We start from the raw sequence: 21815 nt of genomic DNA, 5'->3' as shown, positions 1-21815 counted from the left end.
AGGGGTCTCCCTGGCCTGAAATTATCGTTTTCCACTATGCAGCCAGAATGGTTCCGCGGCCAGCGCCTGACGACGGAAATATTCGATGACGCTGCGGTCATTGTTCTCGATAGCGCGGCGCACCTCTTGCCAGTTTTCCAGCCAGGCCTCGGCGACCTCGGCATAGGCGCTGGAAAGCAATTGAATACTGTCGATCTCGCGCACCAGACGCGTGAGCCGATCGCTATAGTCGTCCTGCGTCTGCTGGAAGTTACTTTTCAGATCCGCCGCGGCTCGCGACAGCTGAATATCGGCAAAGCGTTTGAACGAACCGGCGATTTTCTTTTGCCCCGCTTCGTTGAGGAACGAACGCCAACCGCGGGTAACCAGCCATTCGGTCAGCAGCAGTTTGGCGCCAACCGTGGCGCGGTTGAACAACGCCGCTTCGGCTTTCTCCGCTCCGTCCAGCGCCGCTTCGGCCTCAGTGAGCGATTCACGCAACTGTACGGTGGCTTTTCGCGGCACAATGCCGCCAAACAGCACCAGCGCATGGCGTACGCGAGCCATCGCCCGCTGGATTTCACGTTTAGCGGCCGCGTTGCCCCGGTTCCAGACTTCATCATGATAGAGCCAGTGCGCCAGCGCGCTTTCCAGCGCCGCTTCCAGCCCCTGCTCGACGCTGGCTTTGGCCGCCACGCCTACTACCGTTAACGGTTTAACCGGGCGCGCTTCGTTGCCCTGCGCCAGCTGATAGCCACGCGCCGCTTTACTCAGGCTGCCCTGGCGCAATACGCCGGTTGCCAGTAAACGTCGCGCCAGCGCCAGAATGTCGGCGGTATCGCCGCTCAACAGCTCAAGCTCCAGTTCGCAAATGGCTTCCTGATGCTCACCAGCTTTGACGTCGCCAAGGTCAAGAGCTATCTCAATCTGGCTATCGCCCTCTTTCACCACCCATTTTTCACGGAGGAAATCAGTGCTAAACAGCGGCTGCACATTTTGCGCCAGTTCTGCCGGCAATTGCCCCTGCGGCCAGACTTCAGCCGGCAGCTTATCCAGCGCCAGCTCAGCTTTTTCCAGCGGAATATTGTATTCCGGACGCTGATGCAAACCGCCCACCACCCGACCGGCAATTTTCAGCGTCATTTCATAGCGCTCCCGATCGCCGCGGATCCGCAAGCCCATGTCGTGACGACGCAGCCAGTTATCGGCGGTTTCGTAGTAAATATTCAGCAGTTGACCTGCCGGTGTGTGCTTCGCGTCCAGCGTATTGAGATGCTGGCGCAGCGCCTCAACGCCGTCGTGGGCAACGATAAACTTCAGTTCGATTTCTTGAGCCATGGCTGAATTCTTCCACCTGATAAGCGTCGCCGGGAAAATGCGGCGAACTAATGACGATATTTTTTGTCAGTAAATAGTATTTTGCGGCGAATCGCCATGCAATGCGCATTTGCCAGCTGCATTTGGATGATTCCGATTGTGGCGGAAAACTTTGCGTCGCTCTGGCGATGCCACTACTATCGTTCAACTTTTTATGACCAAACGATGACCTGATGCCAAAATTACGCCTTATTACCTTTACATTGCTAGCGCTTAGCGCCGCTACGGCGGTTCACGCAGAAGAAAAGCGCTACGTTTCCGATGAGCTGAACACCTGGGTTCGCAGCGGTCCTGGCGATAACTATCGTCTGGTCGGCACCATTAACGCCGGCGAAGCCGTCGACGTTCTGCAAACCAATGACAGCACGAATTACGCGCAGGTACGCGACAGCAACGGCCGTACCGCCTGGATCCCGCTGAAAGAGCTGAGCAACGAGCCCAGCCTGCGCATTCGCGTGCCGGATCTGGAAAATCAGGTCAAAACGCTGACCGACAAGCTGAACAATATTGACGCCACCTGGAACCAGCGTACCGCCGACATGCAGAAAAAAGTCGCCGGTAGCGATGGCGCGATCAACGCTCTGAAAGAAGAGAACCAAAAGCTGAAAAACGAGCTGGTTGTCGCTCAGAAGAAGGTGAACGCGGCGAATCTGCAGCTTGATGATAAACAGCGCACCATTATCATGCAGTGGTTTATGTACGGCGGCGGCGTGCTTGGCGTCGGTCTGATCCTTGGCCTGGTGCTGCCGCATCTGGTACCAAGCCGCAAGCGTAAAGACCGGTGGATGAACTAATTCGTCTTCTCTGCCAGACTTACGTATCATCTTGCGAAAAGTCGATGCGGGAGAAACAGGCGTGAAGATTTATTTGGTCGGTGGTGCGGTACGAGATGCGTTATTAGGACTACCGGTCAAAGACAGAGACTGGGTGGTGGTTGGCGCCACGCCCCAGCAGTTGCTCGACGCGGGCTACCAGCAGGTAGGCCGCGATTTTCCCGTGTTTCTTCACCCGCAAAGCCGTGAAGAGTACGCCCTCGCGCGTACCGAACGTAAATCCGGTTCCGGCTATACCGGTTTCACCTGTTATGCCGCCGCTGACGTCACCCTTGAGCAAGATCTACTGCGCCGCGATCTCACCATTAACGCGCTGGCTCAGGACACTGACGGTCAGATTTACGATCCCTATGGCGGCCAGGCCGATTTACGCCAGCGCCTGCTGCGCCACGTCTCGCCGGCCTTTAGCGAAGATCCGCTACGCGTACTGCGCGTCGCGCGTTTTGCCGCACGCTATGCCCACCTCGGTTTTCGCATTGCCGATGAAACCATGGCGCTGATGCGCGCGATGGCGGACGCCGGCGAACTGGCGCATTTAACCGCGGAGCGGGTATGGAAAGAGACGGAGAACGCGCTTAGCACGCGTAACCCGCAGGTCTTTTTCCAGACCCTGCGCGACTGCCACGCGCTGAAGGTTCTGTTCCCGGAAATCGACGCCCTGTACGGTGTCCCCGCGCCGGCCAAATGGCATCCGGAAATCGATACCGGCGTACACACCCTGATGACGCTCACCATGGCGGCGATGCTATCGCCGGCCATCGACGTCCGTTTCGCCACCCTGTGCCACGATCTTGGTAAAGGTTTAACGCCCAAAGAGTTCTGGCCGCGCCACCACGGCCACGGCCCGGCGGGGGTAAAGCTGGTGGAACAGATTTGCCAGCGCCTGCGGGTGCCAAACGATATCCGCGATCTGGCCAGATTGGTCGCCGAATTCCACGATCTGATCCACACCCTGCCGATTCTGCAGCCAAAAACCATCGTGAAGCTGTTTGATAGCATCGATGCCTGGCGCAAGCCGCAGCGTGTACAGCAAATCGCCCTCACCAGCGAGGCCGACGTGCGCGGGCGTACCGGTTTTGAGTCCTGTGATTATCCGCAGGGGCGCCTGCTGCTTGAAGCCTGGGAAGTGGCGCAGTCGGTCTCCACTAAAGAAGTCGTAGCGGAAGGTTTCAAAGGACCGGAGATTCGCGAAGAGCTGACGCGGCGCAGAATTGCGGCCGTGGGGCAGTGGAAAGAACAACGTTGCCCCCAGCCGCAAGGCTGAGGGCCAGGGCCTTAGAAGAAGACCACGTAGACGGCTGCCGCGACGATAAAGCGATAGATTGCAAACGGGATAAACGAAATACGTTTAATCAGCTGCAGGAAGGTTTTAATGGCGATCAGCGCCACGATGAACGCCATGATAAAACCGACGGCGAACATCGGAATATCCCCGGCGTTAAGGAAGCCGATGCTCTTGTAGACGTCCAGCACGGTGGCGCCCATCATCATCGGCACCGCCAGTAGGAAAGAGAACTCCGATGCCGCATAGCGGCTAACGCCCATCAGCATACCGCCGGAAATGGTCGCCCCGGAGCGAGAGAAGCCAGGCCACAGCGCCAGACACTGGAAGCAGCCGATGGCGAACGCCTGACGATAGGTCATATCGTCAATCCCCACCGCGCGCGGTTGTTTCGGTTTGAACAGTTCCGCCGCGATCAGCAGGAAGCCGCCGACAATCAGCGCGTACATGACGTTAACCGGGTTAAACAGCGATTTAATCAGGTCATGGAACACCAGCCCCAGCACCACCGCCGGGATCATGCCTAACAGGATATGAATCAACGACAGACGCCCGCTGCCTTCGCCTTCATGCACCGGCGGGCGGCCAAAATGAATGCCGATCAGGCCAAACAGTCGACGCCAGAACACCACGACGACCGCGAGAATAGATCCTAATTGAATTACGACTTCAAAAGTATTGGCGGTATCCCCTTCAAAGCCAAGGAGATGACCAACAATAATCATATGTCCCGTACTGGAAACCGGTAAAAACTCCGTCAACCCTTCAACCACACCCAAAATTGCCGCTATCAGCAGCGAGTGTAAATCGCCCATTCAATAAACCCTTAAAAGAAAAAGTAAAATTAAAATCCAGGCACTAAGACCGGTATAAAACAAATTTGTTTAAACATTATGACGAGAAACGTTTTGTTTCAGATTACTGCCACGTTCAATGATTACGCCAACGTTGGCCGCACGAGCCACCGCGCCAGGCTTGCTGACTTTAATCCGCACCCACGGAGAATTAAATTTTTGCAGCAGGAGATCGGCTATCTCTTCCGCCACCCGCTCGACCAGCGCAAAACGCCCGCCCTCGACGTGGTTGATAACCAACTCGCTGATATCAGCATAGCTCAGGCAATCGCTAACATCGTCGCTGGCGGCCGCTTTGCGGTTATCCCACGCCATTTCGATATCGAACACTAACTTCTGTTCGATGGTCTGTTCCCAGTCGTAAACACCGATAGTGGTGATTACCGAAAGTTGCTCTATAAATACAATATCCATCACGACCTGCCTGCTTTTTGGCTAAACCGGATACCACTTCCGGCGAATTATGCGTATTATCCACAGATGCAAAGACATCCCCTAAAGAATTCACGTGTCCTGACAGCGGCGACGCGGCAAGATTTCGGGAACATAGCAGCATCACTATGTAACCTATCGCGCAAAGAAAGCCAACAAACTGTTAACACGAAAATGGGTGGGGTTCTAACGACATTTTCAAAATGGAACAGCTGATGAGTGCAATCGCGCCTGGACTAGTTATCCTCGCCTACCTCTGCGGCTCAATTTCCAGCGCCATTCTGGTATGCCGTCTTGCTGGTTTGCCCGACCCTCGCGATAGCGGTTCCGGCAACCCTGGGGCGACGAACGTACTCCGAATTGGCGGCAAGGGAGCAGCCGTAACGGTATTAATTTTTGATGTCCTGAAAGGGATGCTGCCGGTTTGGGGCGCCTGGGCGCTCGGCTTGACGCCATTCTGGCTCGGGCTGGTGGCGATCGCCGCCTGCGTCGGCCATATCTGGCCGGTGTTCTTTAATTTCCGCGGCGGCAAAGGGGTGGCAACCGCATTTGGCGCTATCGCGCCCATCGGCTGGGATCTCACCGGCGTGATGGCTGGCACTTGGCTGCTGACTATTCTGCTCAGCGGGTATTCCTCGCTGGGCGCTATCGTCAGCGCGCTGGTCGCCCCTTTCTACGTCTGGTGGTTCAAGCCGCAGTACACCTTTCCGGTCTCGATGCTCTCCTGCCTGATCCTGCTACGCCATCACGACAACATCCAGCGCCTGTGGCGCCGTCAGGAAACGAAAATCTGGTCACGCTTTAAGAAGAAGAAAAAAACGCCAGAGCAGAAATAATCTCCACGCCCGGCCGCCTGTGCCGGGCTTCTTTGCCCCCACAAACGCATTCTATTTCCCACTTTTTTAGCCAATCATAGCGGCAAAAGAGAAAACCAAAGATAATCCTTTCACTACAATGACTTAGTTATGAGTTATAACCAAAAGTGATTTTTTCGTCCCCGCGTCGCTGTTTACTCTGAAGATCTTTATAAGAGAAAAAAGCACAACACCATGACTGATGTAATTAACGCGACGCCCGCGGCAACCTCTGCGTCGCCCGGCGGGGAAGTAAAATGGATCGGCAGCGCGGCGGACGTCTCGCGCCTCATCAATGAAGGCAGCAGCGGGCGCAATAACGCGCGTATCGTCATGGGAATCGCCCTCGGCGGTATTTTCCTTGATGCCTACGATCTTGGCTCGCTGGCCTTCGGCCTGAAAGATATTACCCGGGAATTCAACCTGACGCCTGCCGGTACCGGGATGGTCGCCTCAGCCATCACCTTCGGCGCTATCGTTGGCGCGCTGCTCGGCGGTTACTTGACGGACAAAATTGGCCGCTATCGCGTGTTTATGGCGGATATGCTGTTCTTCGTGGTAGCGGCAATCGCCTGCGCGCTGGCGCCGAATGAATACGTCCTTACCGGCGCGCGCTTCGTGATGGGCCTCGGCGTCGGGATAGACCTGCCGGTGGCGATGGCGTTTCTCAGCGAATTCGCGAGGCTCAAAGGCCCCGGCAACAAGGCGGCCAGCGTGGCGATGTGGTGCCCCACATGGTACGCGGCAATCAGCATTTCATATCTGCTGGTACTCTTTTTCTATGCCGTCTTGCCGGAAAGCCATAGCGACTGGCTATGGCGGATTATTCTTGGTTTTGGCGCCATCCCGGCGCTGGTGATTATCGCTATCCGTAGCCGCTACATGAGCGAATCGCCGGTGTGGGCCGCCAACCAGGGCAACCTGCGTGAAGCTGCGTCTATTTTACGCCAGGCGTACAACATCAATGCACACGTTGCCCAGGACGCGCTGGAAAAACCGGCGCCCAAAGTTCGTAGCGCCCAATGGAGTAACTATCTGCGCCTGTTCCGCGGCGTCTACCTGCGCCGCACCACGCTTTCTACCCTGCTGTCGGTGGTTTCCTCGTTTGCCTATAACGCCGTCGCGTTCGGTCTGCCGGTAATCATCTCCAGCTTCTTCGTGCAGTCAATGTTGACGACGATTTTGATTTCGCTGACGCTGAATTTGCTGTTCGCTTTCGTAGGAGGGATGCTGGCGGTACGCCTGGTACCGCGCTTCGGCGCCTGGCGGATGTCGCTGGCGGGTTATGGCTGCCAGCTAACGGCGCTGCTCGGCCTGGCGCTGATTGGTCGCCCTGATGGCGCAGGAGAAGGCGTCGCCGCCGTGGCGATGCTGGCGCTGTTCCTTTTCGGCCAGGGGTTTGGCCCCGGCGCACACACTATGACCTTCGCCTCGTTAAGCTATCCGACATCGCTGCGCGGCGTTGGCGTCGGGCTCAACCAGACGCTTATGCGCGGCAGCTCAACGCTTTCTTTATTCCTCTTCCCGCTGCTGGTCGCCGCGCTGGATACCCGCGTTTTCTGGATCATCGCCGCGGCGCCGCTGATTGGGCTATTGTCGCTGCTGGCGATACGCTGGGAGCCGTCAGGCTACGACATCGACGCCGAGGATTATCAGCAGCCTTAATCCACGCGTAAAAAAGCCGCCTCGATGGGCGGCTTCTTTGTGGTTATCAGGCGGCCGGCAGTTCCGCCAACGGCCAGCGCGGCCGCACGGTAACGCCGAGTCCGGCATTGGCGCCGCCCTGCAGGCGGACCATCCCGGCGTAAGCGATCATCGCGCCGTTATCGGTACAGAACTCAGGACGGGCATAAAACACTTCGCCGCCGCGTTTGCTCATCATTTCCGCCAGCTTCGCGCGCAGCGTACGGTTAGCGCTTACGCCCCCCGCCATCACCAGACGCTTAAAGCCGGTTTGCTCCAGCGCGCGGCGGCATTTAATCATCAGCGTATCGACCACCGCGTCTTCAAATGCGCGGGCGATATCGGCACGGGTTTGCTCATCGTCGCCGTTGTTACGAATGGTATTAGCGGCGAAGGTTTTCAGGCCGGAGAAGCTAAAATCGAGCCCCGGACGATCGGTCATTGGCCGCGGGAAAACGAAGCGGCCTTCCGTGCCCTGAGACGCCATTTTCGACAGCATCGGCCCGCCGGGATAATCCAGCCCCAACAGTTTCGCCGTCTTATCAAAGGCTTCGCCAGCGGCATCATCGATTGACTCGCCCAGCAGTTCATACTGACCAATGCCGGTGACGCTAATCAACTGGGTGTGACCGCCTGAAACCAGCAGAGCGACGAACGGGAACGCCGGCGGGTTATCTTCCAGCATTGGCGCCAGCAGGTGTCCTTCCATATGGTGTACCGGAATCGCCGGCACGTTCCAGGCGAACGCCAGCGAGCGGCCAACGGTCGCGCCGACCAGCAGCGCACCCACCAGGCCAGGGCCTGCCGTATAGGCAACGGCATCAATATCTTTCGCCGTCAGACCCGCTTCTTTAAGCGCCGCCTGAATCAGCGGAACGGTCTTACGCACGTGGTCGCGCGACGCCAGTTCAGGCACCACGCCGCCGTAGTCGGCGTGCAATTTCACCTGACTATACAGCTGGTTGGCTAACAGACCTTGTTTATCGTCGTAAATGGCGATGCCGGTTTCATCGCAGGATGTTTCAATTCCCAGTACACGCATGAGTTGTTTTACCTCGTTTCAATACCGCGCAGTGTAGGACCAATGACCGGCGATGTAAAACTTTGCTCACCCCTGGTGTTCTCTTCGTGTATACTCCTCACCCTTATAAAAGTCCCCTTTCAAAAAAGGCGCCGGTGCTTTACAAAGCAGCAGTAGTTGCAGTAAAATTCCGCACCATTTTGAAATAAGCTGGCATTGCGGCCAGCGGCAAACCGAATTAATCAAAGGTGAGAGGCACATGCCGGTAATTAAAGTACGTGAAAACGAGCCGTTCGACGTAGCTCTGCGTCGCTTCAAGCGTTCCTGCGAAAAAGCAGGTGTTCTGGCGGAAGTTCGTCGTCGTGAGTTCTATGAAAAACCGACTACCGAACGTAAGCGCGCTAAAGCTTCTGCAGTGAAACGTCACGCGAAGAAACTGGCTCGCGAAAACGCACGCCGCACTCGTCTGTACTAATCTGTTGAGAGCGAAGCTCTCAATTCAGACCGAGTTGTAGTTGTAAGGCCGTGCTTCCGAAAGGAATGCGCGGCTTATTTTCGTTTATGCATTAGCAGATACACGAGATCGTTCAAACTGTCTTCAGGCGACATATCGAGGCCGTTTGCAGGATGCAGTGTATAGATTACGGGGCATATGGCTGGACGAATCCCACGCGTATTTATCAATGACCTGCTGGCGCGCACCGACATCATCGATCTGATCGATGCTCGGGTGAAGCTGAAAAAGCAGGGCAAGAATTATCACGCGTGTTGTCCATTCCATAACGAAAAAACCCCCTCCTTCACCGTCAACGGTGAAAAGCAGTTTTACCATTGCTTCGGCTGCGGTGCGCACGGCAACGCCATCGACTTCCTGATGAACTACGACAAGCTCGAGTTCGTCGAAACCGTCGAAGAGCTGGCCGCCATGCACAACCTTGAAGTGCCCTATGAAGCAGGTAATGGACCGAGCCAGATAGAACGGCATCAGCGGCAAAATCTCTATCAGCTGCTGGACGGTCTGAACACGTTTTACCAACAGTCTCTGAACCAACCCGCCGCCGAACCCGCGCGCCAGTATCTGGCAAAACGCGGCTTAAGCAGCGAGGTGATTACCCGCTTCGCAATAGGCTTCGCTCCCCCTGGTTGGGATAACGTTTTAAAACGTTTTGGCGGCAATCAGGAAAACCGCCAGTCGCTTATTGACGCGGGCATGCTGGTCACCAACGATCAGGGGCGCAGTTACGACCGCTTCCGCGAACGGGTAATGTTCCCGATCCGCGATAAGCGAGGCCGGGTGATTGGTTTTGGCGGGCGCGTGCTGGGCGATGCGCTGCCAAAATACCTGAACTCCCCGGAGACCGATATTTTCCATAAAGGCCGCCAGCTGTACGGCCTGTATGAAGCGCAGCAGGATAACGCCGAACCTCAGCGTCTGCTGGTGGTCGAAGGCTATATGGACGTCGTTGCGCTGGCGCAGTACGGCATTAATTATGCCGTGGCCTCGCTGGGCACCTCGACGACCGCCGACCACATTCAGCTGTTGTTCCGGGCGACCAATCAGGTCATCTGCTGTTACGACGGCGACCGGGCTGGCCGCGACGCGGCATGGCGCGCGCTGGAAACGGCGCTGCCGTATATGACCGATGGCCGCCAGCTACGCTTTATGTTTTTACCTGACGGCGAAGACCCGGATACGCTGGTGCGTAAAGAGGGCAAAGAGGCGTTTGAAGCGCGGATGGAGCAGGCTCAGCCGCTCTCCACGTTTTTGTTTAATAGCCTGATGCCGCAGGTCGACCTGAGCACTCCGGACGGGCGCGCGCAGCTGAGCACGCTGGCGCTGCCGCTGATAACCCAGGTGCCGGGCGAAACGCTGCGCATCTATTTGCGTCAGGAGCTGGGCAACAAACTGGGCATTCTGGATGACGCCCAGCTTGAACGTTTAATGCCGAAACAGGCGGAAAATAGCGCTCAACGCCCGGCGCCGCAGCTAAAACGCACGACCATGCGTATACTTATAGGGTTACTGGTGCAGAACCCCGATCTGGCGCCGCTGGTTCCGCCCTTAGCCGGTCTGGATCAGCAAAAGATGCCAGGGCTTGGTTTATTCAGCGAACTGGTCAATACGTGTCTGGCGCAGCCAGGTCTGACCACCGGGCAACTTTTAGAGCAGTATCGCGGGACAAATGAAGCAGCAACCCTTGAAAAACTGTCGATGTGGGACGATATAGCAGATAAGGATATCGCTGAACAAACCTTCACCGACTCGCTCAACCATATGTTTGACTCACTGCTGGAACTGCGACAAGAAGAGTTGATAGCTCGCGATCGCACACATGGTTTAAGCAGTGAGGAGCGCCGGGAACTCTGGACTATCAGCCAGGAACTGGCCAAAAAATGAATTTAACGGCTTAAGTGCCGAATATCGATCGGGAAGCCCCCGACAGCCGCGCTGAGGCGCAGCGGCAATAATATAAGTACGCCCTCGCTTTAAATGTTGGCAGTTCGTCTGCCTGCACCAATCAAACGAATTAAGTGTGGATACCGTCTTATGGAGCAAAACCCGCAGTCACAGCTGAAGCTTCTTGTCCAACGTGGTAAGGAGCAAGGCTATCTGACCTATGCCGAGGTCAATGACCATCTGCCGGAAGATATCGTCGACTCCGATCAGATCGAAGACATCATCCAAATGATCAACGACATGGGTATTCAGGTGATGGAAGAAGCACCGGATGCCGATGATCTGCTGCTTGCTGAAACCTCCAATAATACCGATGAAGACGCAGAAGAAGCGGCGGCCCAGGTGCTGTCGAGCGTTGAATCTGAAATTGGCCGTACGACCGACCCGGTGCGCATGTACATGCGCGAAATGGGTACCGTTGAACTGCTGACCCGCGAAGGCGAAATCGACATCGCTAAACGCATCGAAGACGGGATCAACCAGGTCCAGTGCTCCGTTGCGGAATATCCGGAAGCCATCACCTATCTGCTGGAACAGTACGACCGCGTCGAAGCTGAAGAAGCTCGCCTGTCTGACCTGATCACCGGCTTCGTCGATCCGAACGCTGAAGAAGATATGGCGCCGACCGCCACTCACGTCGGTTCCGAGCTGTCTCAGGAAGAGATGGACGACGACGAAGATGAAGAAGAAGATGACGACGACGACAGCAGCGATGATGACAACAGCATCGACCCGGAGCTGGCCCGCGAGAAATTCGCCGAGCTGCGCACCCAGTATGAGCTGACTCGCGACACCATCAAAGCGAAAGGTCGCAGCCACGCCGCCGCGCAGGAAGAGATCCTCAAGCTGTCCGAGGTCTTCAAACAGTTCCGCCTGGTACCGAAACAGTTCGATTACCTGGTCAACAGCATGCGCAGCATGATGGATCGCGTTCGTACTCAAGAACGTATCATCATGAAGCTGTGCGTTGAACAGTGCAAAATGCCGAAGAAAAACTTCATCACCCTGTTCACCGGCAACGAAACCAGCGAAACCTGGTTCAATGCCGCCGTGGCGATGAACAAGCCGTGGTCCGAGAAGCTGCATGACGTTAAAGAAGACGTTCAGCGCGGCCTGCAGAAACTGCAACAGATTGAAGAAGAAACCGGCCTGACCATCGAGCAGGTTAAAGATATCAACCGTCGCATGTCCATCGGCGAAGCGAAAGCCCGCCGTGCGAAGAAAGAGATGGTTGAAGCGAACTTACGTCTGGTTATTTCTATCGCCAAGAAATACACCAACCGCGGTCTGCAGTTCCTCGACCTGATTCAGGAAGGCAACATCGGTCTGATGAAAGCGGTAGATAAGTTTGAATACCGTCGTGGTTACAAGTTCTCCACCTATGCGACCTGGTGGATCCGTCAGGCTATCACCCGCTCCATCGCGGATCAGGCGCGCACCATCCGTATTCCGGTGCATATGATTGAGACTATCAACAAGCTCAACCGTATCTCCCGCCAGATGCTGCAGGAAATGGGCCGCGAGCCGACGCCGGAAGAACTAGCCGAGCGCATGCTGATGCCGGAAGACAAAATCCGTAAGGTGCTGAAAATCGCCAAAGAGCCGATCTCCATGGAAACGCCGATCGGCGACGATGAAGATTCGCATCTGGGTGACTTCATCGAGGATACCACCCTCGAGCTGCCGCTGGATTCTGCGACCACCGAGAGCCTGCGTGCGGCAACGCACGACGTGCTGGCGGGCCTTACCGCTCGTGAAGCGAAAGTGCTGCGTATGCGTTTCGGTATCGACATGAACACCGACCACACGCTGGAAGAAGTGGGTAAACAGTTCGACGTTACCCGCGAACGTATTCGTCAGATCGAAGCGAAGGCGCTGCGTAAACTGCGCCACCCAAGCCGTTCTGAAGTGCTGCGTAGCTTCCTCGACGATTAATCGTCGCGCTGCAAAGAGAGTAAAAAGCTCCCCGCGGGGAGCTTTTTTTATGCCTGCGATTCGGGCGCCATCACCGCCCTCGTCCCGCCAGCGCCTCATCCAGTTCGCGATAGGCTTCAACCAGCTTGTCCAGCGTCGCCCGGTTTAAACCGCTGGGATTGGGCAGCACCCAGATTTCAGTTTCACCGATGGTCGCTTCCTGACGTCCCCACTTCGCGCCACGCACTCTGAATGCCTGCTCAAAGGCCTGCTTGCCGAGCACCGCCAGCGCCTGCGGCTGATAGTCCTGGATTTTGCTTATTAGCTCCTGCGCGCCATTGCGCAGTTCCAACAGGGCAACCTCGCTGGCCTGCACCGTCGGCCGCTCAACCAGCATGGTGATACCGCAGCCGGTATCCAACAGATGCTGCTCCTCTTCCGGCTTCAGCTGCCGCTCGGTAAACCCCGCCTGGTGAATGACCTTCCAGAATCGATTGCCGGGATGGGCAAAATGAAACCCCGTATGCGCGGAGGACTTCCCCGGATTGATGCCGCAAAAGACCACCCGTAGCCCCGGCGCCAGGATATCGCTAATCATAATTTCTCCGGCTGAATGACTAAAAAGCTGATTATAAAGGATTGAAAATGCATTGTTTATAAAAACAGCAGCCGAGCGCTTTACGCTGGATTGCCGCGTGCAGTTACATTATAATCCCTCGCCACGGCCCCTTAGCTCAGTGGTTAGAGCAGGCGACTCATAATCGCTTGGTCGTTGGTTCAAACCCAACAGGGGCCACCAAATTTAAGCAGTAAATACATACACTTAGGCCACTCTCGCGAGTGGCCTTTTTGCTATTCGCTATCTAAGTGTCGCAAAAGTGTCGCATGAGGATTTAGATATGCCGGATGGCTCTGCGTTAAACGTGGCCTTCAGAAGTAATTTTGGAGCAAGAGAGAAGAGAGATTAAAGTGCAAAAGTTCCTACGACGCCTACTGGTTCATCGGAACAATTTTGCTTGGGCTGTGTTTATGCTTCCAACGTATGATGCAATGCCTTTACGTTCATGGGAATTTTTGCTGGAAATAAATGCCTGTAAAAATTCGACGATTCTTTTTGACGTTACACGTAGTGAGTTTTGGCTCAGTTCGAGGTTAAAAACGCTAACCATCAAGGAAGGAGGCTGGGTTTTATCTTCATTGACGGTATAACCGGAGGTTCTCAAAGCTTTAAGAACAATATCAAAAGCATTCTGAAGCTGATCAAGATCATCACTCGAAAGCAAAATATCATCCATGAAAATGCTTACTGATACATGGCCTGATTTGCTGATAGTGTTGATGGTACTCCCACAAAATGATTGATGAAAACATAAGCTAGCTAAGATTGGTGACTGTGGATATCCGTATGGGATTACGTGTTTTAGTCCATTACCATTGAGGTTTTTCACAGTCGATAGCCGAGCAATTTCTCTAGCCTTTACATATGGAACTAGCCGCCCAAGCTCCCTTGTAACACGGCTTTGGCTCGTAGCTCCAAAGAAATTGGATATATCAATCAAGCTAAAATATTTCTTTCTAAGATGATAGTTAGCCGCAGCAACATGTCCACCTTCTCGGAGATGAAACATATAGAGTGGTGACTTCCATTTGTTCTTGATATAGGTGTGTATTTTTTGTCCTAACTGATGTGTTTCGGCATCGGGAATATAAACCCAACGATTTTCCTTAACCTCAAATTTATGCAGCCATGTTGGTTTCATTTGTGCACGTCAAGTAGTTAGGGACTATGTTAAAGAGGCTCAGCACCTTTTCAACGAAAGTCCACGACTCGTTGATAAAGGCCAAAACTACCGTGGTAGTTTCGAGCACTTTAACTAAGCCGATTTTATGTTGTTTAGTCATAAATCGTTCTCTCTATACAATCCTGACGATTCTTAGCGCAAGCGCATAGCCCAAACTAAAAACGCGACGCCCCCTTAAGAAGCGTTAAGAAACCTTCGGCAACCCTCCGCGACGAGCGGCAGCTTAAAGCAGCTTGCAGCGTCGAGCGGCGACCATCGGCAAGTCGAATAACGACGAGTACAGAGAGGCCGGATATCCCGGCTAACGTCAGGAAAATAAAGATTACACGCAGCATCATATATTTGAAACATCTTTAAATCATTGGCAACTAAAAATCACGAAGATGTCTACTTTTCGATTTTTACAGTACCTCATTTTGGCTTTTTTGCTTGAAAACCGCGTCAGCCCTGACCTCACATTTCCTGACTCGCCGACTACTACTTGTGTAACTTGATCGTCCAGACTCACCTAAAACACAAAATATCCTTACTTATCTGTCGGTTGCATTTTCCGCTAGATCCTCCACAGATCCTATCCACTGAAAAAAACTGAAATTCTTTTCACACTTTTCAGTTTGCACCTGCCCGTAACGCCCCAGAAGTGGCGCGGGCTGGCGGGGTCGTTTGTAAAAAAATCCAACTGAAAAATTTTTACGATCCAAAAACCGCAGGCGGGTGCGGTGTAGCGCCGTTTTCGTCACGGAAAGATTTATTTTGTCAGGTTCACACGCTGCCAGCGCCCTGCTGTGCGCACGATCTGTTTTGCGTGTTGCGGTGGATTGTTTAGACGCGAAAAGACCGCTGCGGGCGTTACGCAGCGTTTTATGGGGGGTATAAAAAAACCCGCATTACGCGGGCTTTAATTCTGGCTGGGGTAGAATGGTTACTGGCCAATCACCGGCGAGTACTTACCGTTAAGCTGATCGGCTTTCTGGCCAGCGCCACGGATAGCGCCCGCATTCGTGGGGGCATCTGCATCTTAAATTCGCAGATGAATCAACGGATAAGGATGCAGCATGAGGCGAAAAGGGTTAAAATCCAGGCATATTTTGACAGCCGGAGAGTGGAATATGAGAGTCCTGAAGATTGAATGCCCGGAATGCGGCTCAAAGGCTGTAATTCGAAAGACGAACCGGAAACACCGGCAGATTGCTGATATTTATTGCGCCTGCGCAGATGTTGAGTGTGGGCACACTTTTGTAATGAATTTGACGTTTTCCCACACTCTTAGCCCCAGCGCGAAAACGGGTGATGCTTTAGTACAAACATTGCTAAAAAATCTGTCACCCGATCAAAAGCAGATGGCGCTGGACTTACTGAAAGCGGCACCGGCTGCGTGAATCGCTCTCGCTACAGGGGCTTGATTTCTTGCCCCTAGTTATCTCCCTCAACTCTTCCGCAATTTCCCCAATCCACTCAAGAGCGATAGTTTTTTCCTTTGCGTTTACATCGCAAACATGCGCTATTTTAGCCAGTAGTTCGATGCGCTCCAGCTTTGCGGACGCCTCCAAAATATCCATGCAGCCACCTCAGAAACAAATACTGTATAAACATACAGTACACTTAAACGCACAATATGTGAAATGATAATTCATGTGACGAATTATTTACGCATTGCATATCACGTACTTACACGGCATCACCTCCAGCCAGGCCAGATTTCGTCTTCAGGTTTCATACGGTTTTCCTGCAACCTGTCATTACGGTATCTTACTGGAGAGCAGATTGACATGCTCTTAGAGGAAAGCCGCAACAGCTCAGCTAAAGATTTGGAGATGATTGTCAGAATTTGCCTGTCTACTGGCGCTCGCTGGGGAGAGGCCGAGAAATTGAAGCGCAATCAAATCACTGCCGGAAAAGTCACATTTATTAAAACGAAAGGTAAGCGTAACCGAACCATCCCGCTTGACCCTGAAATCATCGCTGAACTTCCTAAAAAGAACGGTGCTCTGTTCAGCCCCTGTTACTACGCATTCAGATCTGCACTTGTACGGGCGGGGATTGAATTACCTGCGGGACAACTTACGCATGTTCTCAGACACACATTTGCATCGCATTTCATGATGAATGGAGGGAATATCCTTGTTCTTCAGCGCATACTTGGGCACACCGATATTAAGATGACAATGCGCTATGCTCATTTTGCACCCAATCACTTAGAAGAAGCACTGTTACTCAATCCACTTATGAGAAGAAAATGACTATAGAATACAAAATTACTTTATGGGCTATGGCATGTGCATATGCTATAGGCACTTCATTTTTATACTCTTGGGCTTTTTGGTCTGTGTTTGATATTAATATTCTGCAGTTCGCTTCCTTTTCAGAAATATTTCCATCCATTTTATATACTATTGCAATACCATGTATTTTGGTGATAATTGCCTTTTCAACCATAAACCTGTGGGAATATTTTCATACAAATATTAACGAAGCACTTAAGAAACATATCACTGCAAAATTAAAATATTTTGAGAAGATAAAAAATGTATCGCTAGCAGTCGTGATTTTCACTAACTTAGCTTCTGTCGCACTGTCGATCCGCAAGGCTTACAAAGAACCTACCCCAGACTTCCCGTGGACAGATTTTTTTCAAGCAATGATTCCTTTTGCAATTGCCGTAATTGCAATTTACCTGATCTCAAAGAAAACAACCTTTCTAATGGAGTTAAAAATCGGTAGAAAACTTGCTATTTTTATACTCTGCTTTATACCTGTGGCTTGCTATCTTTGGGGGCATATCAATTCGACAAAAATAATGAAAGGAAGAGACACGTTGCTGGTTCAGTCTGATGGACAATGTAAAAGCACACCCAATACACAATATAGATATATCTCATCTATCTCAGATAAAGCATTCGCCATGTCACTAACTGATGGTTCTATATGCATTTTTAAATATAACTCACTTAAACTTACTCCCGAAAAAAAAACCGTAAAACTTGAACCGATGGGTTCAAGCAGAGCATGAAAATGTCGCAAAAATGTCGCACAAACTTAAGAATATTAGCTCTTATTGGTGGATATTGGTTTTGTAACCACCTGTTTTTTATCTAAGTTATTGTTTTTACTTTGTCTACTATGGTTCTCATAATCGCTTGGTCGTTGGTTCAAACCCAACAGGGGCCACCAAATTTTAGCTTTAAAATCATATAATTAAGCCACTCGAAAGAGTGGCTTTTTCTTTTCTGGCTCGCAATTGGCAGCAAAATGGCGATCTCAAACATTTCCGACGACTCTTCTTTGAGGCGACCTACTCCTGACGCATTCACGCGAGCAGAACATCCGGCTTATTGTCCCCACACTAAACACGACACATTTTAGTTTTAAAATCATACAATTAAGCCACTCCACGAAGTAGGTTTTTTCCTGAATTCAGTAATGGTTGTGCGATTGTTTCCAGCCATTTTGCTGTTCACGCAAAAAATTTTAGCGCTTCCCAAATCAAAAATGAAACATCGTTCCAACAACCTCTTGTTTTATCAACAATTCCTGCCTGTTTTTCGCAAAAAACGACGTCCTCGCAGGGCAATAAAATATCGGCAAGGCTCACAAAATATAAACGCAAAATTTTTTCGTATTGCGCATATGAAATGCGTAGTGATTTAATTCTTATAGCCAAATCATCCTTACAGATAGAATGAGAATAAAAATGGAAAAGCGTCCACTGAATAAAAATATTGATTTACTGCTGCGCGGATTTACTGAATTAAAGGATAACGGGCGGTTTAATGAACCCAATCTTGACGGTAGCGCCGGCGATTATATTTCATTTTCCAGTTGGGAATGGCCGCAGGGCGTAGGGCTATTTGGTCTGGTACGTTTATGGGAAAATACGAAGTCTGATGAGCTATATCAAATTATCGACCAGTGGTTTCAGGGAAATATCGAAAAAGGCCTACCAGGCCTGAACGTCAATACCACCGCGCCGATGCTTCCCCTCTCGCTTTTCTGGTCCCATCATCGGCAACCGCACTACCAGCAGGTGCTGGATAACTGGGCAAACCGCGTGATGACGGAACTACCGCGTACGCCGGAACAAGGCTTCCAGCATGTGGTCTCCGACGGCATTAACGACATGGAGATCTGGGACGATACGCTGTTTATGGTAGTACTGTTTCTCGCGCACTACGGCACGGTATCCGGGCGCCAGGAGCTGGTAGATGAAGCCGTTCGGCAGTTCCTGCTGCATGCGCGCTATCTCAACGATCCGCAGACCGGCCTGTGGTACCACGGCTGGAGCTTTGTCGAGAACAGCAACTTTGCCAAAGCCCGCTGGGCGCGCGGTAATGCGTGGATCACCGTCGGTATACTCGAATTACTGGAACTAGCCGACGTAGGCGCGGGCGTTCGGGAGTACCTGATAGAGTGCCTGAAAAAGCAGGTTAATACGTTAATCGATCTGCAGGCTGCTAATGGCGCCTGGCACACCCTGCTCGACCATCCTGACTCTTACATTGAAATTTCCGCGACTGCCGGTTTTGGCTATGGCTTATTAAAAGGCGCCCGTCTTGGCATTGGCGATGAACGATGGCTACAGGCGGGTATGAAAGCGCTGGCGATTGTTCAGGATAATATTGATGGCGCAGGAACGGTGCACAATGTTTCTTATGGCACGCGAATGGGGCGCACCCTGCAATTTTATAAAGATATTCCATTACAACCTACCGGTTATGGACAGGCCTTAGCAATATTATGCCTGAGCGAAGGTTTGCGCCTGACTGATAATAAATAAAATAGATTCCTTCTCTATTTGGAGAAAGTAATAATGACTATCGAATATAGTAATTTTAATTTAACGGCGGGTAACGCCGTGCGCTACTGGCAGCTATCCGATATTACCAGTTTACGCTATGACACGGCGGACACGCCGATGGCTGGCGAAATGGACCCGTTTTTCTTTTTAAGTAAACATAAAAACTTCATTCCTCATACCTACCCGTGCCGCGACGATTTTCGCCAGCACTTTGCTGAAAAAAAACCGCAGCCTTTCGCCAGCGCAAACTACTCTCGCTGGTGGTTCCCTTTTGCTTCCGACAGGGTCGATCTCTCCGGCTTTTGGTTTCGCCCAACCCGCGTCGGCGCCTGGGCCAGAACGCTGCTCGATTGCCCACAGGCGGGCGAGTATCGTTTTCGCCTCTCCACCTGTGGCGGCGCGCTGCTAAAGCTGAACGGCGAAGAAGTGCTCTGGATGGCGGATTATCAGCGCAACCTGGAAAACCAGCGTGAATTCAGCCTGTCGTTACAGGCGGGGAAAAATGAGCTGGAGCTGTGGTTTGATGACTTAGCCGAACGCGATATTCGCTTCTTTTTCCAACTCGACTACCTTGACGGCGAGCCGCTGCGTATTGCGCTGGCAACGCCGCTAACCGATGCGCAGGTCAAAGAGATGGAGCAGTTACTGGACGGCGTTTCCTTCGAGCATCCGGTATATAACCGCGGCACCATTCGGCTCGTATTTCCTCAACCCGCGTCGACGGACTACTGCCTGCACGTCAACGTGCTGGGGGATTTTATCTCGCTGGATGAACCGGTCACGCTCGATAGCCGACTCTCCGCCGGCGAGTCGCTGGTCGCCATTGCTGAAAGTGAAGCTATTCCGGCGGACTTCCGCAATTTCCACATCACGCTGCAGCGTGAAGGGTTCAAGATAAGCCGCACGCTGGGCGTCGAAATCTGCCACGCTGACCGCCAAACGGCGATCCCGGCAACGCTGGAAGCACGGATTGTGGAAGCGCTGGAGGTGGTCGCTCATGAAGGTGAATATAGCAGCGTCAAAGCGCTGGCGCGTCTGGCCTGCGGCCTGAACGATGAGCAAACCCAGCAAATGCTGGATGGCGTTCTGCCGTCGGTGCTCGACTGCCACGATTGTGCCGACTTTACGCTTGTGCCGCTGTTGTGGTGCCGGACGGTATGGGGCGACAAGATCGACCCGGAGGTTCGCGGGCGCATCGATGACGCGATTCTGCGTTTCCGCTACTGGATGGACGAACCCGGCAACGATGTACAGTGGTACTTCTCTGAGAACCACGCCCTGTTGTTCCACACTGCGGCGCTGCTGGCGGGCAATCTCTTCCCGGACGCGACTTTCACTCGTTCCGGGCGCAGCGGACGCGAGCAGGCGGCGGCGGGTAAAGCGCGGGTCATCAGTTGGCTGGACCATTTCGAGCAGTGTGAAATGGCCGAATGGAACTCAGCGCCCTACTTCCCCATTGATTTAAAAGGTCTCACCGCACTGGCGGCACTGTCCGGCGACGCGCAAATAAGCCAGCGCGCCATCGCGGCAATCACACGCTTGCTGGCGCAGATTGCCCGCTCCGCCCACCAGGGTTTTCTGACCGCCTCGCAGGGACGTTCTTACGAACACACCCTACGCGCCGGACGCTCTCTGGAACTGGCGGCGATTTCGCGTCTGCTGTGGGGCAAAGGTAACTATGGTTGTCGTTTCCATGCGCTGCCGCAATTAGCCCTGCTGCTGCGTGATGGCCTGCTCACCCTTCCGGCGGAACTAGCAGAAGTTGCCGCCTGGCAAAAAGAGAGCGCCATCGAGTGGTGTTTTGCCCAGGGCGCTAACCGGATCGCCAAACTCTATCACTACAAAAACCGCCATGCGGCGATGGGGTCCATCGCCGGCTATCGCTGGGGAGAATGGGGCTATCAGGAGACGCCGTTCCATTTACGTCTGGGCAACCAACCTGAAGCGCAGATCTGGATCAACCATCCAGGCGAGACCCTGCACGGCGGATTCGGTCGCCCCTCTTACTGGGGCGGGTGCGGCACGCTGCCGCGCGTGCAGCAATATCGCGGACTGGCGGTGCTGACTTTCAATCTGCACGCCGATCAGCCTGGCTTTACTCATGCCTGGCTGCCGCAAAGCCAGTTTGATGAGGTCGTCATTAGCGGCCAGCGCGCGGCGGTACGCAGCGGTAACGGTATGGCGCTACTGGTGGGCAATCAGCCATTTGAAACGGTGAATACGGGGCCAACCCGCGGCTGCGAAATACGCCTTAACGGGCAACAAACCCGCTGGCTGGTTCGCATCAACGATCGGGTCGATAGCTCCCTGGAATCCTTCAGCGCATGTTTCAGCGACCTGACCATGATGCAGCACGAGGACGGCAGTATCGAAGTGAACGACCCGCTGTACGGAACGGTGCGTTTCCTGGCCGATGGACGAGTGAGCGCCGAAAACCGCACGCTGGACCCACAGCAGTGGAGCGTCGTGGGCAGCAGCCGTGAACTTCCTCTGTAACCAACGCCCGGCAGAGACCGGGCAAGGAAAATAAT

17 protein-coding genes, 1 tRNA gene and 1 pseudogene are annotated in these 21815 nt (G+C 53.2%); 13 read left to right on the top strand and 6 right to left on the bottom strand.

Going from position 1 to position 21815, the window contains the following annotated elements; genetic code table 11:
- Window positions 1-21: 21 nt before the first annotated feature.
- Complete coding sequence (locus tag ACSEMK_RS15190) at window positions 22-1317, bottom strand: inorganic triphosphatase (protein ID WP_087859829.1); 1296 nt, start codon at window positions 1315-1317, stop codon at window positions 22-24.
- A 212-nt stretch (window positions 1318-1529) separates the two neighbouring features.
- On the opposite strand from ACSEMK_RS15190, the gene ACSEMK_RS15185 reads away from it, so the two are divergent.
- Window positions 1530-2150, top strand: coding sequence for a TIGR04211 family SH3 domain-containing protein (locus tag ACSEMK_RS15185; protein ID WP_087859830.1), 621 nt, complete (start codon window positions 1530-1532; stop codon window positions 2148-2150).
- Between the two features lie 61 nt (window positions 2151-2211).
- Complete coding sequence (locus ACSEMK_RS15180; RefSeq protein WP_213316623.1) at window positions 2212-3453, top strand: multifunctional CCA addition/repair protein; 1242 nt, start codon at window positions 2212-2214, stop codon at window positions 3451-3453.
- Window positions 3454-3464: 11 nt separating this feature from the next.
- Here ACSEMK_RS15180 and bacA read toward each other — a convergent pair whose 3' ends face one another.
- Both bacA and folB read right to left on the bottom strand, forming a co-directional pair.
- The gene (gene bacA, locus ACSEMK_RS15175) at window positions 3465-4286 is read right to left on the bottom strand and encodes an undecaprenyl-diphosphate phosphatase (protein WP_087859832.1); all 822 of its coding nucleotides are present in this window, start codon (window positions 4284-4286) and stop codon (window positions 3465-3467) included.
- A 69-nt stretch (window positions 4287-4355) separates the two neighbouring features.
- Window positions 4356-4739, bottom strand: a complete 384-nt coding sequence (gene folB, locus ACSEMK_RS15170; RefSeq protein ID WP_020077905.1) for a bifunctional dihydroneopterin aldolase/7,8-dihydroneopterin epimerase — start codon at window positions 4737-4739, stop codon at window positions 4356-4358.
- A gap of 233 nt (window positions 4740-4972) precedes the next feature.
- Between folB and plsY the strand changes: the two genes are divergently transcribed.
- The gene (plsY, locus tag ACSEMK_RS15165) at window positions 4973-5593 is read left to right on the top strand and encodes a glycerol-3-phosphate 1-O-acyltransferase PlsY (protein ID WP_015703522.1); all 621 of its coding nucleotides are present in this window, start codon (window positions 4973-4975) and stop codon (window positions 5591-5593) included.
- Between the two features lie 213 nt (window positions 5594-5806).
- Window positions 5807-7276, top strand: coding sequence for an MFS transporter (locus ACSEMK_RS15160; RefSeq protein ID WP_430915072.1), 1470 nt, complete (start codon window positions 5807-5809; stop codon window positions 7274-7276).
- 46 nt (window positions 7277-7322) lie between these two features.
- Here the strand turns inward: ACSEMK_RS15160 and tsaD are convergent, their stop codons facing one another.
- Window positions 7323-8336 carry a tRNA (adenosine(37)-N6)-threonylcarbamoyltransferase complex transferase subunit TsaD gene (gene tsaD, locus ACSEMK_RS15155; protein WP_032712539.1) on the bottom strand — a complete coding sequence of 338 codons (1014 nt, stop codon included), beginning with the start codon at window positions 8334-8336 and terminating at the stop codon, window positions 7323-7325.
- Window positions 8337-8574: 238 nt separating this feature from the next.
- On the opposite strand from tsaD, the gene rpsU reads away from it, so the two are divergent.
- The 3 genes from rpsU to rpoD all read left to right on the top strand — a co-directional run bounded on the left by rpsU (window position 8575) and on the right by rpoD (window position 12708).
- Window positions 8575-8790 (top strand): 30S ribosomal protein S21, encoded by a 216-nt coding sequence (gene rpsU, locus ACSEMK_RS15150; RefSeq protein ID WP_001144069.1) that lies wholly within the window; start codon window positions 8575-8577, stop codon window positions 8788-8790.
- Window positions 8791-8967: 177 nt separating this feature from the next.
- Window positions 8968-10713, top strand: coding sequence for a DNA primase (gene dnaG / locus ACSEMK_RS15145; protein WP_087859834.1), 1746 nt, complete (start codon window positions 8968-8970; stop codon window positions 10711-10713).
- A 150-nt stretch (window positions 10714-10863) separates the two neighbouring features.
- The gene (gene rpoD / locus ACSEMK_RS15140) at window positions 10864-12708 is read left to right on the top strand and encodes an RNA polymerase sigma factor RpoD (protein ID WP_087859835.1); all 1845 of its coding nucleotides are present in this window, start codon (window positions 10864-10866) and stop codon (window positions 12706-12708) included.
- Between the two features lie 70 nt (window positions 12709-12778).
- On the opposite strand, the gene mug is transcribed toward rpoD, so the two are convergent.
- Window positions 12779-13285: a G/U mismatch-specific DNA glycosylase gene (gene mug, locus ACSEMK_RS15135; protein ID WP_047065600.1), complete on the bottom strand. Its 507-nt coding sequence runs from the start codon at window positions 13283-13285 to the stop codon at window positions 12779-12781.
- Window positions 13286-13410: 125 nt separating this feature from the next.
- On the opposite strand from mug, the gene ACSEMK_RS15130 reads away from it, so the two are divergent.
- Window positions 13411-13486: transfer RNA gene (locus tag ACSEMK_RS15130), tRNA-Ile, on the top strand.
- 199 nt (window positions 13487-13685) lie between these two features.
- On the opposite strand, the gene ACSEMK_RS15125 is transcribed toward ACSEMK_RS15130, so the two are convergent.
- A complete protein-coding gene (locus ACSEMK_RS15125) occupies window positions 13686-14447 on the bottom strand; it encodes a reverse transcriptase domain-containing protein (RefSeq protein WP_074194668.1) in 762 nt (253 codons plus the stop codon).
- 1097 nt (window positions 14448-15544) lie between these two features.
- Here ACSEMK_RS15125 and ACSEMK_RS15120 point away from each other — a divergent pair.
- The 5 genes and pseudogenes from ACSEMK_RS15120 to ACSEMK_RS15100 all read left to right on the top strand — a co-directional run bounded on the left by ACSEMK_RS15120 (window position 15545) and on the right by ACSEMK_RS15100 (window position 21780).
- The gene (locus ACSEMK_RS15120) at window positions 15545-15868 is read left to right on the top strand and encodes an ogr/Delta-like zinc finger family protein (protein ID WP_047043583.1); all 324 of its coding nucleotides are present in this window, start codon (window positions 15545-15547) and stop codon (window positions 15866-15868) included.
- 360 nt (window positions 15869-16228) lie between these two features.
- A pseudogene (locus ACSEMK_RS15115) lies at window positions 16229-16729 on the top strand (tyrosine-type recombinase/integrase); the annotation flags it as partial.
- Window positions 16726-17499 carry a hypothetical protein gene (locus ACSEMK_RS15110; RefSeq protein ID WP_430915071.1) on the top strand — a complete coding sequence of 258 codons (774 nt, stop codon included), beginning with the start codon at window positions 16726-16728 and terminating at the stop codon, window positions 17497-17499. The pseudogene ACSEMK_RS15115 and the gene ACSEMK_RS15110, both read left to right, overlap by 4 nt.
- Before the next feature lie 681 nt (window positions 17500-18180).
- The gene (locus ACSEMK_RS15105) at window positions 18181-19263 is read left to right on the top strand and encodes a glycoside hydrolase family 88/105 protein (protein ID WP_213316642.1); all 1083 of its coding nucleotides are present in this window, start codon (window positions 18181-18183) and stop codon (window positions 19261-19263) included.
- 33 nt (window positions 19264-19296) lie between these two features.
- Window positions 19297-21780, top strand: coding sequence for a hypothetical protein (locus ACSEMK_RS15100; protein ID WP_430915070.1), 2484 nt, complete (start codon window positions 19297-19299; stop codon window positions 21778-21780).
- Window positions 21781-21815: the final 35 nt, after the last annotated feature.

The organism is Klebsiella sp. K-3, from assembly GCF_051207495.1.
GTDB classification, from domain to species: Bacteria; Pseudomonadota; Gammaproteobacteria; order Enterobacterales; family Enterobacteriaceae; genus Klebsiella; species Klebsiella aerogenes.
The sequence above is the reverse complement of the archived record's forward strand: the minus strand, read 5'-3'. Positions and strand labels throughout refer to the sequence as shown.

Excerpts from the sequence above, each read along its gene's own strand:
- mug (WP_047065600.1), bottom strand. The coding sequence starts at position 13,285 with ATGATTAGCGATATCCTGGCGCCGGGGCTACGGGTGGTCTTTTGCGGC.
- ACSEMK_RS15190 (WP_087859829.1), bottom strand. The coding sequence starts at position 1,317 with ATGGCTCAAGAAATCGAACTGAAGTTTATCGTTGCCCACGACGGCGTT.
- bacA (WP_087859832.1), bottom strand. The coding sequence starts at position 4,286 with ATGGGCGATTTACACTCGCTGCTGATAGCGGCAATTTTGGGTGTGGTT.
- rpoD (WP_087859835.1), top strand. The coding sequence starts at position 10,864 with ATGGAGCAAAACCCGCAGTCACAGCTGAAGCTTCTTGTCCAACGTGGT.
- ACSEMK_RS15110 (WP_430915071.1), top strand. The coding sequence starts at position 16,726 with ATGACTATAGAATACAAAATTACTTTATGGGCTATGGCATGTGCATAT.
- dnaG (WP_087859834.1), top strand. The coding sequence starts at position 8,968 with ATGGCTGGACGAATCCCACGCGTATTTATCAATGACCTGCTGGCGCGC.
- ACSEMK_RS15120 (WP_047043583.1), top strand. The coding sequence starts at position 15,545 with ATGAGGCGAAAAGGGTTAAAATCCAGGCATATTTTGACAGCCGGAGAG.
- ACSEMK_RS15125 (WP_074194668.1), bottom strand. The coding sequence starts at position 14,447 with ATGAAACCAACATGGCTGCATAAATTTGAGGTTAAGGAAAATCGTTGG.
- ACSEMK_RS15100 (WP_430915070.1), top strand. The coding sequence starts at position 19,297 with ATGACTATCGAATATAGTAATTTTAATTTAACGGCGGGTAACGCCGTG.
- rpsU (WP_001144069.1), top strand. The coding sequence starts at position 8,575 with ATGCCGGTAATTAAAGTACGTGAAAACGAGCCGTTCGACGTAGCTCTG.
- ACSEMK_RS15105 (WP_213316642.1), top strand. The coding sequence starts at position 18,181 with ATGGAAAAGCGTCCACTGAATAAAAATATTGATTTACTGCTGCGCGGA.
- tsaD (WP_032712539.1), bottom strand. The coding sequence starts at position 8,336 with ATGCGTGTACTGGGAATTGAAACATCCTGCGATGAAACCGGCATCGCC.
- folB (WP_020077905.1), bottom strand. The coding sequence starts at position 4,739 with ATGGATATTGTATTTATAGAGCAACTTTCGGTAATCACCACTATCGGT.
- plsY (WP_015703522.1), top strand. The coding sequence starts at position 4,973 with ATGAGTGCAATCGCGCCTGGACTAGTTATCCTCGCCTACCTCTGCGGC.
- ACSEMK_RS15160 (WP_430915072.1), top strand. The coding sequence starts at position 5,807 with ATGACTGATGTAATTAACGCGACGCCCGCGGCAACCTCTGCGTCGCCC.
- ACSEMK_RS15185 (WP_087859830.1), top strand. The coding sequence starts at position 1,530 with ATGCCAAAATTACGCCTTATTACCTTTACATTGCTAGCGCTTAGCGCC.